Annotated in this window: 17 protein-coding genes; 8 read left to right on the forward strand and 9 right to left on the reverse strand. The window is 38.5% G+C overall.

Annotated elements, in window-relative coordinates:
* Window positions 1-5 precede the first annotated feature (5 nt).
* The 6 genes from MKZ14_RS06685 to MKZ14_RS06710 all read right to left on the reverse strand — a co-directional run bounded on the left by MKZ14_RS06685 (window position 6) and on the right by MKZ14_RS06710 (window position 3,910).
* Window positions 6-347 (reverse strand): GIY-YIG nuclease family protein, encoded by a 342-nt coding sequence (locus tag MKZ14_RS06685; RefSeq protein WP_339280715.1) that lies wholly within the window; start codon window positions 345-347, stop codon window positions 6-8.
* A gap of 17 nt (window positions 348-364) precedes the next feature.
* Complete coding sequence (locus MKZ14_RS06690) at window positions 365-1,120, reverse strand: DUF2087 domain-containing protein (RefSeq protein ID WP_339280716.1); 756 nt, start codon at window positions 1,118-1,120, stop codon at window positions 365-367.
* A 135-nt stretch (window positions 1,121-1,255) separates the two neighbouring features.
* Window positions 1,256-2,131, reverse strand: a complete 876-nt coding sequence (locus tag MKZ14_RS06695; RefSeq protein ID WP_339280717.1) for an ABC transporter permease — start codon at window positions 2,129-2,131, stop codon at window positions 1,256-1,258.
* Complete coding sequence (locus tag MKZ14_RS06700; RefSeq protein WP_339280718.1) at window positions 2,131-3,051, reverse strand: ABC transporter ATP-binding protein; 921 nt, start codon at window positions 3,049-3,051, stop codon at window positions 2,131-2,133. The genes MKZ14_RS06695 and MKZ14_RS06700 overlap by 1 nt, the downstream gene beginning before the upstream one ends.
* Window positions 3,052-3,057: 6 nt before the next feature.
* Complete coding sequence (locus MKZ14_RS06705) at window positions 3,058-3,459, reverse strand: DUF3021 domain-containing protein (protein ID WP_339280719.1); 402 nt, start codon at window positions 3,457-3,459, stop codon at window positions 3,058-3,060.
* 1 nt (window position 3,460) lies between these two features.
* A complete protein-coding gene (locus tag MKZ14_RS06710; RefSeq protein WP_339280720.1) occupies window positions 3,461-3,910 on the reverse strand; it encodes a LytTR family DNA-binding domain-containing protein in 450 nt (149 codons plus the stop codon).
* A 204-nt stretch (window positions 3,911-4,114) separates the two neighbouring features.
* Here MKZ14_RS06710 and MKZ14_RS06715 point away from each other — a divergent pair, with 204 nt between their 5' ends.
* The 5 genes from MKZ14_RS06715 (at window position 4,115) to MKZ14_RS06735 (ending at window position 9,331) form a co-directional block, all read left to right on the forward strand.
* Entirely contained in the window at window positions 4,115-5,143 is a 1,029-nt protein-coding gene (locus MKZ14_RS06715) for an AbrB family transcriptional regulator (protein ID WP_036079916.1), read from the forward strand.
* A 150-nt stretch (window positions 5,144-5,293) separates the two neighbouring features.
* Window positions 5,294-5,434 (forward strand): RAxF-45 family protein, encoded by a 141-nt coding sequence (locus tag MKZ14_RS06720; protein ID WP_004232534.1) that lies wholly within the window; start codon window positions 5,294-5,296, stop codon window positions 5,432-5,434.
* Between the two features lie 104 nt (window positions 5,435-5,538).
* Window positions 5,539-7,338, forward strand: a complete 1,800-nt coding sequence (gene abc-f, locus MKZ14_RS06725) for an ABC-F type ribosomal protection protein (RefSeq protein WP_339280721.1) — start codon at window positions 5,539-5,541, stop codon at window positions 7,336-7,338.
* Window positions 7,331-8,122 carry a GNAT family N-acetyltransferase gene (locus MKZ14_RS06730; RefSeq protein ID WP_036079910.1) on the forward strand — a complete coding sequence of 264 codons (792 nt, stop codon included), beginning with the start codon at window positions 7,331-7,333 and terminating at the stop codon, window positions 8,120-8,122. Before abc-f ends, MKZ14_RS06730 begins: the two co-directional genes overlap by 8 nt.
* A 474-nt stretch (window positions 8,123-8,596) precedes the next feature.
* Window positions 8,597-9,331: a hypothetical protein gene (locus MKZ14_RS06735; RefSeq protein ID WP_016995241.1), complete on the forward strand. Its 735-nt coding sequence runs from the start codon at window positions 8,597-8,599 to the stop codon at window positions 9,329-9,331.
* Window positions 9,332-9,478: 147 nt separating this feature from the next.
* Here MKZ14_RS06735 and MKZ14_RS06740 read toward each other — a convergent pair whose 3' ends face one another.
* On the reverse strand, window positions 9,479-9,856 hold the full coding sequence (locus MKZ14_RS06740; RefSeq protein WP_312126855.1) for a hypothetical protein: 378 nt from the start codon (window positions 9,854-9,856) through the stop codon (window positions 9,479-9,481).
* Between the two features lie 154 nt (window positions 9,857-10,010).
* Here MKZ14_RS06740 and MKZ14_RS06745 point away from each other — a divergent pair, with 154 nt between their 5' ends.
* Both MKZ14_RS06745 and MKZ14_RS06750 read left to right on the forward strand, forming a co-directional pair.
* A complete protein-coding gene (locus tag MKZ14_RS06745; RefSeq protein WP_004232545.1) occupies window positions 10,011-10,541 on the forward strand; it encodes a hypothetical protein in 531 nt (176 codons plus the stop codon).
* Between the two features lie 15 nt (window positions 10,542-10,556).
* Window positions 10,557-12,101: a flotillin family protein gene (locus MKZ14_RS06750; protein ID WP_004232547.1), complete on the forward strand. Its 1,545-nt coding sequence runs from the start codon at window positions 10,557-10,559 to the stop codon at window positions 12,099-12,101.
* Window positions 12,102-12,142: 41 nt separating this feature from the next.
* Here the strand turns inward: MKZ14_RS06750 and MKZ14_RS06755 are convergent, their stop codons facing one another.
* Together MKZ14_RS06755 and MKZ14_RS06760 are read right to left on the reverse strand one after the other, a co-directional pair.
* A complete protein-coding gene (locus MKZ14_RS06755; RefSeq protein ID WP_036079901.1) occupies window positions 12,143-12,688 on the reverse strand; it encodes a GNAT family protein in 546 nt (181 codons plus the stop codon).
* 16 nt (window positions 12,689-12,704) lie between these two features.
* Window positions 12,705-13,529, reverse strand: a complete 825-nt coding sequence (locus MKZ14_RS06760) for a methyl-accepting chemotaxis protein (protein WP_016993329.1) — start codon at window positions 13,527-13,529, stop codon at window positions 12,705-12,707.
* 298 nt (window positions 13,530-13,827) lie between these two features.
* Here MKZ14_RS06760 and MKZ14_RS06765 point away from each other — a divergent pair, with 298 nt between their 5' ends.
* On the forward strand, window positions 13,828-15,027 hold the full coding sequence (locus MKZ14_RS06765; protein WP_339280722.1) for an MFS transporter: 1,200 nt from the start codon (window positions 13,828-13,830) through the stop codon (window positions 15,025-15,027).
* Window positions 15,028-15,035: the final 8 nt, after the last annotated feature.

Raw genomic sequence — 15,035 nt, forward strand, 5'->3', positions numbered from 1 at the left:
AATGACTAATTATAACCACGCTCACCATAAGGCTTTAGTGTCTCAAGCCATTTTTGCTCCAGCTTTTCGAGCTCTTTTTTTTCATCGAAATAGCCTTCTTCTTTTTTCTTTAAATACTCAACAATTTCCACCTCAAAGGCTTCTTGACCATATAAATTGTAATCTGCTTGAAGCTCCTTGTTCGTATGTGTATTGGTTTTTAGCATAAATTGAAAGCCATTTAAACGCTTTAAATTATTAAAGCTCCCCACAAATACTTTGTCTGTTTGTGTATTTGTCATTGTAAAAACGCCAGCTTCAATTTTCATCTCTTTATACATTTCTTTTAACTCTTTTTTATGATCCATTTTAATAACCTGCTTTCTTAATTTTTTACCCAATAGGCACTACCATCTGCTTTGCGGTCCAGAAAACCGTATTCAATTAAGTAACGACGTATATGAACATAGTCTTCATACATCGGCTTGATCACTTCATTTAATTCTTTTTCAGTATAATGCTTTTCCTTGTCAAAAAGATTTGCGATAGCACGCAGTACTACAATTTTCTGCTTTTCACGCTTTGGAAAGCGTACCAGTTCCTTTCCAACGCCATTTGGAAATAATTTCGCTAATAATTGCTGCTCTTCCGTGAGGGTTACGTTATAGCGATCGTCAACCATAGTAGCTGTTTTATGAATAGGCACAAATGACTCCTCCTTCTGATCTTGTTCCTTTAATAACTCCATCATTACTAATAATGTTTTGGCTTGGCGTTCCTTTTCTTTTAAAGCAAAACGGTGATGGCGAATCGTTGTGGCACTGCCAATCTCTAATTCTTCTTTTATCTCCTGATCTGATTTTCCCTCATAAAATAAGCGTAAAATATGACTTTGATGTTCTGTTAAGCCTGTCATTTTTTTATTGAGACCGTTTAAATAATGAAAAACAGAATGGTGAGCCAATGTAATATGGTGTTGCATCATTTTCTCTGCTTCATATAATAAGCCCTCTTGAGGATAAATAATGCCTTTTTCTACTTTTTCACCGCATAGTAGGCAGGTGAAGTGTGTCGCTTGATCGATATATCCCTTTTTTAGATCATCGATAGGAGCTTGCCAAAATAATTCATTTACATCCATTGCAATCCCTCCTTAACAAAACAAACGAATTATAAATTTGTTTGTTATTTAATATTTAAAATAACAAAATGTTTGTATTAAAGCAATAAAAAACACATCGTATTCTAAACGATGTGTAAAATGGTTGGCTCATATTTAGTTATACTTTCTCTTAAATAAGATCATAGATGCTAGAGAAAGAACTACGATTGTACAGGCAATCACAATTAGACTTGTTGTGGAGCTAAGTATATGTCCATTTAGTTCATAAACAATGCCATAATTCATTTTATAATCTTCCACATAAGAAACGGGCACACCATCAAAAACATTTGCAATAGAGCTCTCCATAAATGCATTGCGTAATAATAGTGTTGTATGGCTAATTGGAAAGTACATGATTATATGTTGTGCAAAGCTTGGTAGAGCCCCAAGAGGTACATAAACACCACATAAAAATCCAAGTAATGTACCAACAATTGTGCCGAGTGTTGAGAAAGCATTTTGGGTCGACACAAATAACGAAAGAAATAAATTAAAAACACTCGCAAGCAAGACAGATAAAAACAGTATGCTCAATACCTGAACAAAACCACCGAAACTTAGAAGCTTACCTCCTGTTGTGACAATAAAGATTTCACAGCCAATGAGCGCGATAAAGGAAAAAATACAGCCGATAATAAATGCATTGAGTACATAGCTCAACTGAATGGTTGCACGAGAAAGAGGAGCTGTTAAAAAGTCGGCTTGTACCTTGGATTCTTGGTCTTTAACAGCGATACCATAGGCACCAAGTGTAGTCGAAACAGCAATCATGGATAGTAAGCCTGCTACAAGCCACTCATTGACCATGGTGATCAATTCAGGTGTAGCTTCTGTTAGTTGTTCAATGGCATCTACCTGCATTTTTTGGAGAAAGACAGCGTACAGCACAATGACAATAATGACGGACAGTAGGGAGAAGAACACCTGTGTTTTATCCCGTCTAAATATTTTGTTATTACGTAGAACTAAACTAATTAATGCCTCCACTACGCAACCTCCTCCTCTGCCATAATATGAAGAAAGACATCATCCATTGATCCTTTAATGACTTCGAAGGAGGCGATAAGTGGTTCAGCCTCTTTTAAAAGGGGAAGCGCTTGTAAGGTAGAAGTTAAACGGATGGTGTATATCCCTTGGTTCTCGGTAAAGGAAATCGCATTTTCCTCAAGAAATTTTGCTCCCTCCTGAGTATTATGAAAAACAAGAGCCATTGAATCATAGGCATATTTTGTTTTAAGTGCATCGGGCGTTCCCTGTGCAACAATTTTTCCCTGCTTTAAGACCGTGACTTGGTGAGCGACTGCCGCTTCCTCCATATAATGGGTCGTTAAAAAAACAGTCATATTGGTTTCCAGTTGAAGCTGCTTGATTGCCTGCCAAACAAATTGACGTGTTTGTGGATCTAACCCCGTTGTAGGTTCATCCAGAAATAAAATACTTGGACGATGAATCAGTGCACGAGCAATATCTGCTCGCCTTTTTTGTCCCCCAGATAATGCTCCATATTTTTTCTTTTCAATATCCTCTAAATGCAAATAGGTGGAAACAAATTGATAGTTATCGGTAAGCTGTGCTTTCGATAAACCATATGTTTTCCCTCGATGGAGGATATTTTCACGTACAGTTAATCGCTCATCTAATAGACTTTGCTGGAACACGACACCAATAGATTTACGGATATCCGCGTTATCATTGCTTGCGTCGAGTGTGAAACCATTAATAGTTACTTGACCACTCGATTTTTTTAGTAAAGTACATAGTATTTCAATCGTTGTAGATTTACCTGCACCGTTTTCACCTAAAAAAGCGAAGAGGGTGCCTTGTTCGACTGTAAAAGAAATGCCTTTGACAGCTTGCTGTTCACCATACTGTTTACATAAATTTTCAACTTTTATCGCAAACGTCATGAGTGGTTAATCCCTTCTCTTTTGAATTTCTTTATTGATTTTTTCAATATCATTTAATTGAAGAACATATAGAATACACCAAACAATCAAGTAAATAATGGCTTCCGCAATAAGTACATACCATACCCCTGAATCAAACCAGCTACCAAAATAGCCTGCGGTTAGTACACATGCTGTCACCGCTACTAAATGGAGAAGAAGCTGAACTGTAAAAGGCAGTGGCTCAATATCAAAAATGAAGGATAGCAAACCAATAGCAATTCCAAGAATGGCTGCGATCACAATTTGCTCGAATAACTCTGTTCCTGACGCCAACGCATTATTTGATAGGACGCTAAGTGTCACTAAGACATAAGAGGAGCTAAGGGAAATGAGTAGACCGATAATCATCATGCGTAAATACTTCATGCTATGAATCCCTCCCAATACCTAAGTGTCTCTTTAATTCTTTTAAATATTTTCGGCTGACATGAATGGCTACTTCATTTTCAAGTAATAGTTGTGTAGTGCCAATTTTGCCCATTTGAATAGAGGATATTTTATGGATATTGACGAGTGTAGACTTACTCACGCGCACAAAATCTTTGGCTAGCTGAGCCTCTAGCTCATATAATTTTCGCTTTGACTCAAACTCTTGCTCATCTGTCTGCAAAAATACTTTAGCATCCTCTGCGTAAATGGAATAAATATCGGAAATTTTTAATAGATGAATTTCCTGTTGATCATACCCATCTAGCATCGTCGTTTGGGCTGCTTGAAGCTGTTTCATCAATCTTTCAATTTGCTCATTATACTCCTTGGCATGAATATGAACCTCTGTTTCTTCGAGCTCATGATTGATGGTTAAATGAATTTTCATAGGAGGCCTCCTTTAAAAACGCTGAATCAGGTATTACTAATGTAGCATAGATGTTTTTAACAAGGATAAATTGTTCGATAAGAGGTTTTATTTGATGGATAACAGGTTCATTTTAAGCGATAGCATACAGCTCAAAGTCAGTCCACTAGAAAATGCGGATTATAAAGGTCATAATAGGTTTATCGAGTTGAAGGGGTTGCTACCATGTTTGTTTTTGATAAGCATATGTTCATCACATTATGCATTGGATTAATAGGTGCTGTAGTTTTTCAATTTTTACATATACCGATGCCTTGGCTGTTAGGAGCGATTACAGCGGTGCTCACCGTGCAGCTATCCACCAACGTCCAATTAAAATGGCATCATTCTTTCCGCAATTTTGGTTTAGTCGTAGCGGGTTATTCTATCGGCTATGCCTTTACACCAGAAGCAGTACAGGACATCAAGCTTTTTTTAGGAAGCATGGTCGTGTTAAATATCATATTTATTTTGTTATTTTTTGCAGTAAGTTTCCTTGTTGCCAAGCGTACAGATTTGGATTTTGCGACTGCCTTAACATGCTGTGTTCCTGGGGGCATGTCGCAGGTTGTGGCATTTGCGGAAGAGCAACAAGAGATGGATATGGTGGTCATCACATTCTTTCAAATCCTCCGCGTCCTTTTAATCGTTGGCTTTGTTCCTTTAATGGTGGCAGGAGCAGGTGGCAATAGTTCTATGATTGATGGAACATACACATGGAACCTTGTTGGTATACTTGTGGTATGTGGTGGCGCAGGGTGGCTAGCACAAAAGCTAAAAATTCCAACAGGCTATATGCTAGGCCCCGTGTTTTTACTAATGGGCGTTAATATGGCAGGAATAGAAGTACCAAAATTACCATTATCACTTCTACACATTGCTCAGCTCATGCTAGGAATTTATATCGGATTATTATTGAAAAAAGAGGATTTACATTTATCGAAGAAGCATATCTTTTATGCGTTTGTTTCAGCGGGCATTTTTATAGGGGCAGCCTATGGTTTAACATTTGTGATGGCAGCGTTGTACAGCCTTGATTTTAGGACAAGCTTTTTAAGTATTGTTCCTGGTGGTCTTGATCAAATGGGGATTATTGCCGCTTCAGTCCATGCAAATGTCACGATTGTCACGGCCTTTCAGCTTTTTCGTGTCCTAGTTGTCTCGATTTTCCTGGTGCCTGTGGTAAAAATATTTGTGAAAAAAGTGAAAACATGAGGGGCTATGAATCAACCTCTCATGTTTTTCTTTGTGCGAATTTCAAATAGAACTTTGGAATAATGATAAATGAACGTTAAATTTTCCCTTTCCAAATAATTCGAATAATGCTATGATAGCCATAACTACTATGAACGGAGGTGAGAAGGAATGAATAAAAACGCTACGAAAACATGTGTAAAAGTGGATACGGCTATGTATTTTGCACGTGTGATTACTTTCGATTTTGCGAACAACGGGATAGGTCTGTCCATTTTTAAGCAAAATCAAATAACAAACGTAGCGAATTAACCATTCTTTTTCACACATTTAATTGAGAAGAGGACTGCTTGTTAATGAGCAGTCTTTTTTGTGTTGTAAAGATGTTTTCGCACGTTTCATTGGAGGAAAAAACGATGCAAATGAAAGCTGAACAAATTCAAAAAATTATGGGTGGCAATATATTATTCGAGAACCTACAGCTAGAGGTAAATAGTGGTGAACATGTGGCGATTGTTGGTGTAAATGGCAGTGGTAAAACGACTTTATTACAACTGCTTGCAGGGGTAGAGATACCAGACAAGGGACGAATTATTAAAAGTAAAGAAGCGACGATTGGCTATTTACACCAAATTCCACATTATCCACTACATGCTGTGAAAGAAGTGCTGGAGGAAGCATTTGCGGATATTTATGCAATAAAGGCAAAAATGACGGTACTTGAGCAAGAGATGCAGTCGACGGTCACGGATAAAATATTACTGCAATATGGGCAATTGCAGGAGCGATTTATGCTATTAGGGGGCTATGAAGTAGATGCGCAGCTGGCAATGATTGCAAATGGACTGGGTATTTCAGATATGCTAGAGCAGCCATTTAGTAGTTTAAGTGGTGGGGAAAAAACAAAGGTTATGCTTGGACAAATTTTATTGAAAAAGCCCTCTATTTTGTTATTGGATGAACCAACGAACCATCTGGATATGCAAGCCATTGAGTGGCTTGAACATTATGTGCGAAACTTTGAGTGGCTTGTCATTGTCGTATCCCATGATCGTCAATTCATGAATCAAGTAGCCCAGAAGATTATAGAAATCGAGGATGGGGAGGCTTTTACGTATAACGGCCATTATGATGCTTATATAGCACAAAAAGAAGCAAAAATTGAGCAACAGTTTGCAAATTATGAAGAGCAGCAAAAGAAAATTAAAAAGATGCAAGAAACGATAAAACGATTAAAGCAGTGGGCAAATGAGGCGAATCCACCAAACGCATCGATGCATCGACGTGCTAAGAGTATGGAAAAAGCATTAGCACGTATCGAGCGAGTAAAGAAGCCCCTCGCTAAAAGGAAAATGAATTTAGCGTTAACGATGGCTGAACGCAGTGGTAAAGAGGTTGTGCTCTTGCAAGCCATTGATCATGGCTTTGATAAGCCTTTATTGAAGGACAGCAATCTAGCTGTTTATTTTGGCGAAAGATTAGCAATTGTTGGGAGCAATGGTAGTGGAAAATCAACATTATTAAAAATGATGTTAGGGGAAATCATTCCTAATCAGGGAGTGTGTCAGATTGGAAGTAATGTGAAATTTGGATACCTTTCCCAACAATTTGAACATCAAAATCCTGCTATTCGATTAATTGATGCCTTTCGTGAAAGTGTCGCCGTGTCAGAGGCGGAAGCTCGCCATATACTCGCACGATTTTTGTTCTATGGCTATGATGTCTTTAAAAAAGTGAAGGACCTAAGTGGTGGAGAAAAAATGCGTCTTCGTTTAGCACAATTAATGCATGAGGATATCAATGTCTTAATCTTAGATGAGCCAACGAACCATTTAGATATTGAAGCAAGAGAAGTATTGGAAGAGACACTAGAATCCTTTGAAGGCACGATTATTGGGGTATCGCATGACCGCTATTTCTTACAGAAAATTTTTACGAAAACGGCGTGGATTGAAAACCAGGCTATTCAGGTTTTTGAGGGAGATTACGAGTGGGCTAGAGGAAAACGACAGGAACTTGCAATGAAAACGATTGAAAAACAACCAGTAAATAAAACGCAGCCACCTAAAAAAGAATTACCGATTGAACAACAAATTGAAAAATTAGAGACAAAACTACAACAACCATCGCTTGCTAAAGAACAACGGCAGAAGCTTGAACTGCAATTAGAACATTTATATGAAAGATGGTTAGAAGGGGGTACAGAGCATGTTTAATTTAGAACGCATTATGCAGCTTGATATAGAGTATGTGAAGAGTTTCAGTGAAGTGGAGGTTTGTAAGGAGGGGGTCTTATTTTACAATCAGGCTATCCCAACCTATTACGATGCAAATCATGCACAGATTTGGAGAAAGATTGCACAACCTGATTTATTTTTACAAGGCATCAAAGATTTCTACCAATCAAAGTCTCTGATTCCGCGGATTTATTTATATAATCTGGAAGAAAACCAGCTATGTATAGAGGCATTAGAGACGCACGGCTTTCAATATGAGCATTTTGTCAACGAAATTCAGTACTGGGACGGTGAATATGCGATACTTCCACCTAATCCTGCCATTCAAATTGAGCGTGTAACGGATGCAAATAGGGAGGAAGCATTAGCAGTAGAAATGAGCATTGCTGCATTTGGGGATCCTTCATTAATAAAAAAGGCATTTGAGCAAACCTATCATTCGCCACTTTTTACGTATTATCTATTAAGACTAGATGGGGTGGCGTGCTGCTCAGCGTCTATTTTTGTGTCAGGAAATCAAGGAAGGATTGAAAGTGTTGCAACAACTGAAAGCTATCGTGGTCGTGGTTTAATCGGCTATATGCTGCAACATATCCAACAGCAATCGGTCGAGCTGGGATTGGACGATCTTTGGATATTACCGATTAGTGAACAGGTTGCCAAAGTCTATGAGAAGGCGAATTTTAAATCGGTGGGCTCCATTGCATCGATTCATGCGTTTACTGAAGGAAAGAGCATTCAAGACATCCGCCAACAGGCTTAAATAGCTACACATAAAGCTCGCCAAATTCCTTTAGTGCTTACAAGGAATTTGGCGATTTTTTAGATCTGTACTTGCCAATATTGATACAAGCTGCTTTGATGAAGGGATGTTTTAAAATATAATCAGCAAAAATTTTTTTCCTGCTCCTGTAGCACGATAGCTGCTCATTACGACATCAAATTCCTCAGGCCTCAGTTAACAGCATTGTTTTTAATCCATTGTCATCTATTGTTTTGATATGAATTTGCGAGATGCAACCATACATGGGTTAGTGGAGCAGGTGGATAGGTGTTAAAGGATAAGTAGGAATAAATGAAAACTAGTAAAATCGTGAATAGTATCGACTATTCGGGATTTTTGTTTTATTGTTAAAAAGAAGGATTTTCAATTATTAAAAGTTTTTTACTTGAAAAAATGCCGTATTCGATTTATTGTCTTTAGAGATACTTGTTTAATGGACTTGGAGGATATGAAATGCACGGAATTTATATACGCTATAATGTCTCAGATGAAACCCAAGCAGCACAATGGCCCAAAAAAATGGATGCATTTGCGTATGTTCAACGAGGAAAACCACAACAAGACAATGATAACTTGCTGTCAAAAGAGGAGCTAAAAAGCCATGCAATTCGCTATATTAAAAGCTTGAAAGACAATGCAAGTGTCCATTTAGTAGAGCAGCGCAACGGTGAAATTGAACATTTTGATCGACGCTATATGGAATCATTAAAGTTAAAGGAAAGCATCGATTCACAACTTATTAATCTAGAAGAAATACGCTTATTATTGCAATTAATGAATGTCTTGAATTTATCCCATGCTTTTGGAGAAAATGCTGGAAAGCTCTTACGTCAAATAACGCCGTATGCCAAAGAGGTAGAGCATCCAACATTCCAAACAACACGCGTCGAGCGCCATTTTTATTCGGAACTAATAGAACAAATAGAAATGGTTTACGCACGAATTATGCGTCAGCACAACCCATCTACTACGGAAATGCAACAATCAGAAAAGCTATGGACAACAGTCTGTGAGCAAGCAATAGAAAAAGTAGAAGCACGAATCGAACGTTTATCTTCTATTAAGTTAAAGCATGAGAAAAATTTACTAGAGTTTAGTCACTTAAAACAGCAAAATATCGAAGCAAAGGAACGCTTAGATCTAGCTGTCCATGAACTGGACGCCATTTTAAATGTATTAGAATCATAAGAAAAGCATGTCTCTGTCAAAATCGGAGACATGCTTTTTATGTTGTTGTCGGATAGAAGGACAAAAGTGACGGATAGTGCTGTGAATGTAGCGGTTAGCAGTGCGAAAGTGGTGGAAAGCTTCGTAAGGTTGACGGATAGCTATGCTTTACTTCGCTTTCTCCTCTGTTTGATCCCGCTTAGATTGGCGTGAAAGGCGGATTAAATCCAATCCAAGCAGCACAACAATAATATAGAATAGAGGACTTGTGAACGATAAGCCAATTTGTGACTGACCGCCAAGTAATGTTAAAACAATCCATAATCCAACTGTATACAATGTTAATCCGATATAAGCCTTTTTGGATAATCTTTTATATCTACCCTTGTCGAAGGCTAGCTGAATGATGACAAGCCCAACTAATATAAGCAATATTATTTTTTTAGTCAGCATCGCAGCAATAGCTGTATCAGGGAAGAAATCATTAACGAATAATAACGTGAAAAAAATTAAAATTACAAAATTTAAGATTGTCGAAAGCTTCATGCCATTTCTCCTTAGTTGTCAGAATACTTTTCTATTGTAACATGGTTCTAATGAAAGCAAAAAATAATACTTTAAAGAAGAGTTTGAAAAATTTTGAAACTTTTCCTGAGGTACATCCGTATAGTAGGTAATATGATGAAAAGGGGTGAGCAACTTGACGCTATTTGGCTATTCACTCGAGCAGATCTTTTTGGTGGTTTTGATTTTCGCCGGCCTTGCCACAGTATTGGTTATGTTTTTTGGTGATGCAGTCGAAGGTATTGGGGAAGGACTGCCCATTTTTAATCCGAGTGTCATTCTATCTTTCATTACGTTGATGTCAGCAGCAGGTTTTATCTTAGAAAAACTAGCCTGGTTCTCTAGCGTTTGGAACATCATTGCTGCATGTATCATCGGCGCTATTTTAAGTTCCATCTTTTATTTATTTGTCCTCGTTCCGCTACGTTCCGCTGATGTTTCATTAGCTTACACAGAGGAGTCGCTGGGCGGCCAATTAGGAAGAGTTATTGTGCCAATTCCAGTAGATGGTTTTGGAGAGGTTGTTATCGAAACGACAAGTGGTATGATTTCAAAACGAGCAACGGGCTATGATAATGAAGCCATTGACTATGATGAAACCGTACTTGTTGTGGATGTGAAGGACGGAACACTTTTTGTAAGAACGTACGAGAAAAAATTTGTTTAAAGGAGAGATATGTCTATGTCAACCGATATTTTAATTGTTTTAGGAATTGTAGCATTTGTTTTAATTGCCCTAGTTGGCTTATATGTGACAAAGTATCGTACGGCGGGTCCTGATGAAGCACTGATTGTGACAGGTAGCTATCTCGGCTCTAAAAATGTACATAAGGATGAGTCGGGAAATCGTATTAAAATCATTCGTGGGGGCGGTACATTTGTCTTCCCTATTTTCCAACAAGCACAGCCGTTAAGCTTACTTTCTAGTAAACTAGAAGTGACAACGCCTGAGGTGTATACAGAGCAAGGTGTTCCTGTTATGGCAGATGGTACAGCTATTATTAAAATTGGCGGTTCCATTTCAGAAATTGCGACAGCAGCAGAGCAGTTTTTAGGAAAGCAAAAGGCGGAGCGCGAAGGGGAAGCACGTGAGGTGCTAGAAGGTCATTTACGTTCGATTTTAGGGTCCATGACGGTTGAAGAAATCTATAAAAATCGTGATAAATTCTCCCAGGAAGTTCAACGTGTTGCTTCACAAGATTTAGCGAAGATGGGTCTTGTCATTGTATCCTTTACGATTAAGGATGTACGAGATAAAAATGGCTATTTAGATTCACTGGGGAAACCGAGAATCGCACAGGTAAAACGCGATGCTGATATTGCGACAGCAGATGCAGAAAAAGAAACACGTATTAAACGTGCAGAAGCGTCTAAGGAAGCACAAAAGGCAGAACTAGAGCGTGCGACGGAAATTGCTGAAGCAGAAAAAGAAAATCAATTAAAAGTAGCTGAGTTCCGACGTGAGCAGGATATTGCGAAAGCCCGTGCTGACCAAGCGTATGAGCTTGAAACTGCTCGTGCAAAGCAGGAAGTAACAGAGCAAGAAATGCAAATTCGCATTATCGAGCGTCAAAAGCAAATTGAATTAGAAGAAAAAGAGATTTTACGTAGAGAAAAGCAATATGATTCTGAGGTTAAAAAGAAAGCAGATGCAGACCGCTATGCAGTGGAGCAAAATGCCGCAGCTGAAAAGATGCGCGAGCTTGCACAGGCTGATGCGGAGAAATATCGTATTGAATCATTGGCAAAAGCAGAAGCAGAGAAAATTCGTTTGGATGGTCTTGCCAAAGCAGATGCAGAGCGGGCACAAGGGGAGACTGAGGCTGATATCATTCGTCTTCGCGGTCTGGCTGAAGCTGAAGCTAAACGTAAGATTGCCGAAGCCTTTGAATACTATGGTCAAGCAGCTGTACTAGATATGGTTGTACGCATGATGCCAGAGTATGCAAAAGAGCTTGCAAGTCCACTTGGCAATATCGATAAGATTACTGTGGTCGATACTGGTGGTGGAGAAGGCAGTGGCGCTAATAAAGTAACGTCTTATGCTACTAATTTAATGTCTACACTACAAGAAACATTAAAAGAAACTTCTGGTCTTGATGTAAAAGAGCTGATTGAAAGCTATGCTGGGAAGCACACATTGCGTCCAGAATTAGAGCAGATTGCTTTAGGACTTGAAAAAAAGCAAGCACCTGAAGAAACGAAAGAAGCGGTAGAGCAATCCTAACAAAAAGCGACCTGATGAGATATTTCATCAGGTCGCTTTTGTTATTGTTGTTGCTGCCATTCACTGACAAGCATGCCATAAATCACGTGATTTACATAATGATCGTAGAGCCATTCTGCAGCTCGAATGGTTCCTTCTTGCATGAATCCAAGACGTTCTGGGATTGCGCGACTTTTGTGATTGGCTTCCGCAACACGAATTTCAACTTTATGAAGCTTCAATGTTTCAAAGGCATATTGCAATAAAGCTTTTACCGTTTTCGTCATGATGCCATGTCCTTGTGCTCCTTCGCTCAACCAATAGCCAATAGTGCCGATTTTATTGCTCGGGTTAATCGCGTTAAAGCCTGCAATGCCAACAATTTCATTTTTAAAGAGAATGACTAGGGAGAGGCTACTGTTCGCTTCATGCCCCTTCATACAGCCCTCAATATAGGCTTTTGTATCTGCGAGCTCTTTCGTATTATCTAGCCATGGTAGCCATTCTTTCAGGTATTCCCTTGAGGCATCCGTTAATGCAAAAACCTTTTCTGCATCCTCAAGTGCGATCATCCGTAAAGCTAAATCTTGGTTAATGGTAATTTGCATGTTGTTCACCTCATTATTATTTTAACGCATCATGCATAAAGCCTTTCATTTCTCGGCTAAGTACGGTTAATTCTTCTATAATTTCGCTGAAATCTTGTACGAGCTGTGCTTGCTCATTTGTGGCATCATTGATTTGTCCCATATTTTGTTTTAAATTATCTAGATTTCTATTGATATTCCGTAAGGACGACTCTATATTTTCCGTTGCGCTAGATGTCTCGAAGGACAATTTTCGAACTTCCTGTGCCACAATATTAAAGCCTGCACCATGCTGTCCAGCACGTGCAGCTTCGATGGATGCATTTAAACCTAGTAAATTAGTTTGGCGAGAAATACTTTTAATTAAATCAGTCACGGCATTTGTTTTTTCAGAATCCTCTAGGGCATGCTGTGCTTGCTTATTAATTTCCTCACTAGTGGCCGCTAACTCCTCGGAATGGGAAGCAATTGTATGTACTTTATCCTGTAGACTGTTGACGATCTTATCCATCGTAGCCATATAATCTTCAAGTTTGAGCTCATTATCTATTGGTAATCCAAAAGCTAATGCACCAACTACTTGACCATTTTCACGAATGGGGAATGAAAAAGCATTGATTGCTACGCCGTAAACATCCTCTGGAATCACCACATCTGCATTTTGGCCATTAAAGGCGATGAAAACATTCTGGTCATTGGCATTAACTTTTTGTCCATCGTGATAACCGGAATCCACACGTTTACCTGCTAAATATTTAACGACTGTCTCACTTTCCTTTTCGACAACAGCTACAATGGCTTCTTGCTTTAATGCTAGATGAATATAAGGTGTTGCAAGGGCTAATGCTTCAATAATTTTCATAAAAATTCCTCCAAGTCTAGTCAATGAAAATGGTTGTGTCATCTGTCATCATTGTGACAATGGTTCTAGATGATTACTTTTACTGTAGCACAATATTTGCCAAGTCAAAATAGCTATTTATTTTTTATTAAAAGACGTTTATACAAATTTGACATGCTTTTATTTGTCAATTATTTTTTGTGATTCATAGGTGAAAATAATAGCTTTTTTGTCTAATTTTTGACGAGGAGACGTGTGTTTTGCGAAATATTGTATTAGAATAATAGTAGCATGGGGAAGAAGTTAAGGAGAGAGTTTCATGGACTATATACAAAAGGGTACGAGGGCGTTTCATAAAGCGAATTGGGCCTTATTTTTAGCAGGCTTTATTACGTTTGCTAACCTATATGTAACGCAGCCATTACTACCAACATTTTCAGAAGCATTTCACGTCTCACCAGCTGTAGCAAGTTTATCTCTTTCAGTAACTACCTTTGCATTAGCGGTGAGTTTAATAATTGTCAGTTCGTTATCAGAAGCATGGGGAAGAAAATCATTGATGACGATTTCTATTTTTGCAGCTTCTGTCCTGACACTAGCTCTTGCATTTTCACCTAACTTTGAAACAATTTTAGTTTTGCGTGTTGTACAAGGCATCGTTTTTGCTGGTTTACCTGCAATCGCTATGGCTTATTTGGGAGAAGAAATGGAACCAGCAAGCTTAGGGATTGCCATGGGCTTATATATTAGCGGTAATTCAGTTGGGGGACTTAGTGGACGAGTTATTATTGGTACCTTAACGGACCATTATAACTGGCATACAGGCATGATAGTATTAGGAGGGATCAGCCTGCTAGTTAGTTTGTTGTTTGTCTGGATGTTACCAAGCTCCAAACATTTCAGCGCGCGACCTTTACAATTAAAAGCATTGACCAAAACCCTACTGCAACATTTAAGAGATCCTTCTATGCTGTGTCTTTATGGGATGGGGTTTCTTTTAATGGGAAGCTTTGTCACGCTTTATAATTATATTGGCTTTAAATTAATGGCTCCTCCCTATAATTTAAGTGCCACAATTGTAGGATGGATATTTGTCATTTATTTAGTTGGGACATTTAGCTCAGCATGGTTTGGCAGTTTAGCCGATCGTTTTGGTCGCCAACGAATGCTCTTACTGGCCATTGCCATTATGTTAGCAGGAGCTATAGTAACGCTCAACGGGCTCCTTACTTTAAAGATTATAGGGATAACAGTTTTTACCTTTGGCTTTTTTGCAGCTCATTCAATCGCAAGTGGCTGGGTGAGCAAACGAGCATCCCACGATAAAGCACAAGCATCTTCTCTCTATTTATTTTTTTATTATTTTGGTTCAAGTGTTGGAGGAACAGTAGGTGGCCTTTTTTGGATGAAATATGGGTGGATTGGTGTTATAGCGATGATTGCGCTGTTTTTATTCATTGCTTGTGTCCTATCATTTTTATTAAAAAGATTTATTGTTAGACAACGTATCACAACATGATATGAGGT

The sequence above is a fragment of the Lysinibacillus sp. FSL P2-0066 genome, assembly GCF_037969495.1.
In the GTDB taxonomy this organism is placed as follows: Bacteria; Bacillota; Bacilli; order Bacillales_A; family Planococcaceae; genus Lysinibacillus; species Lysinibacillus boronitolerans.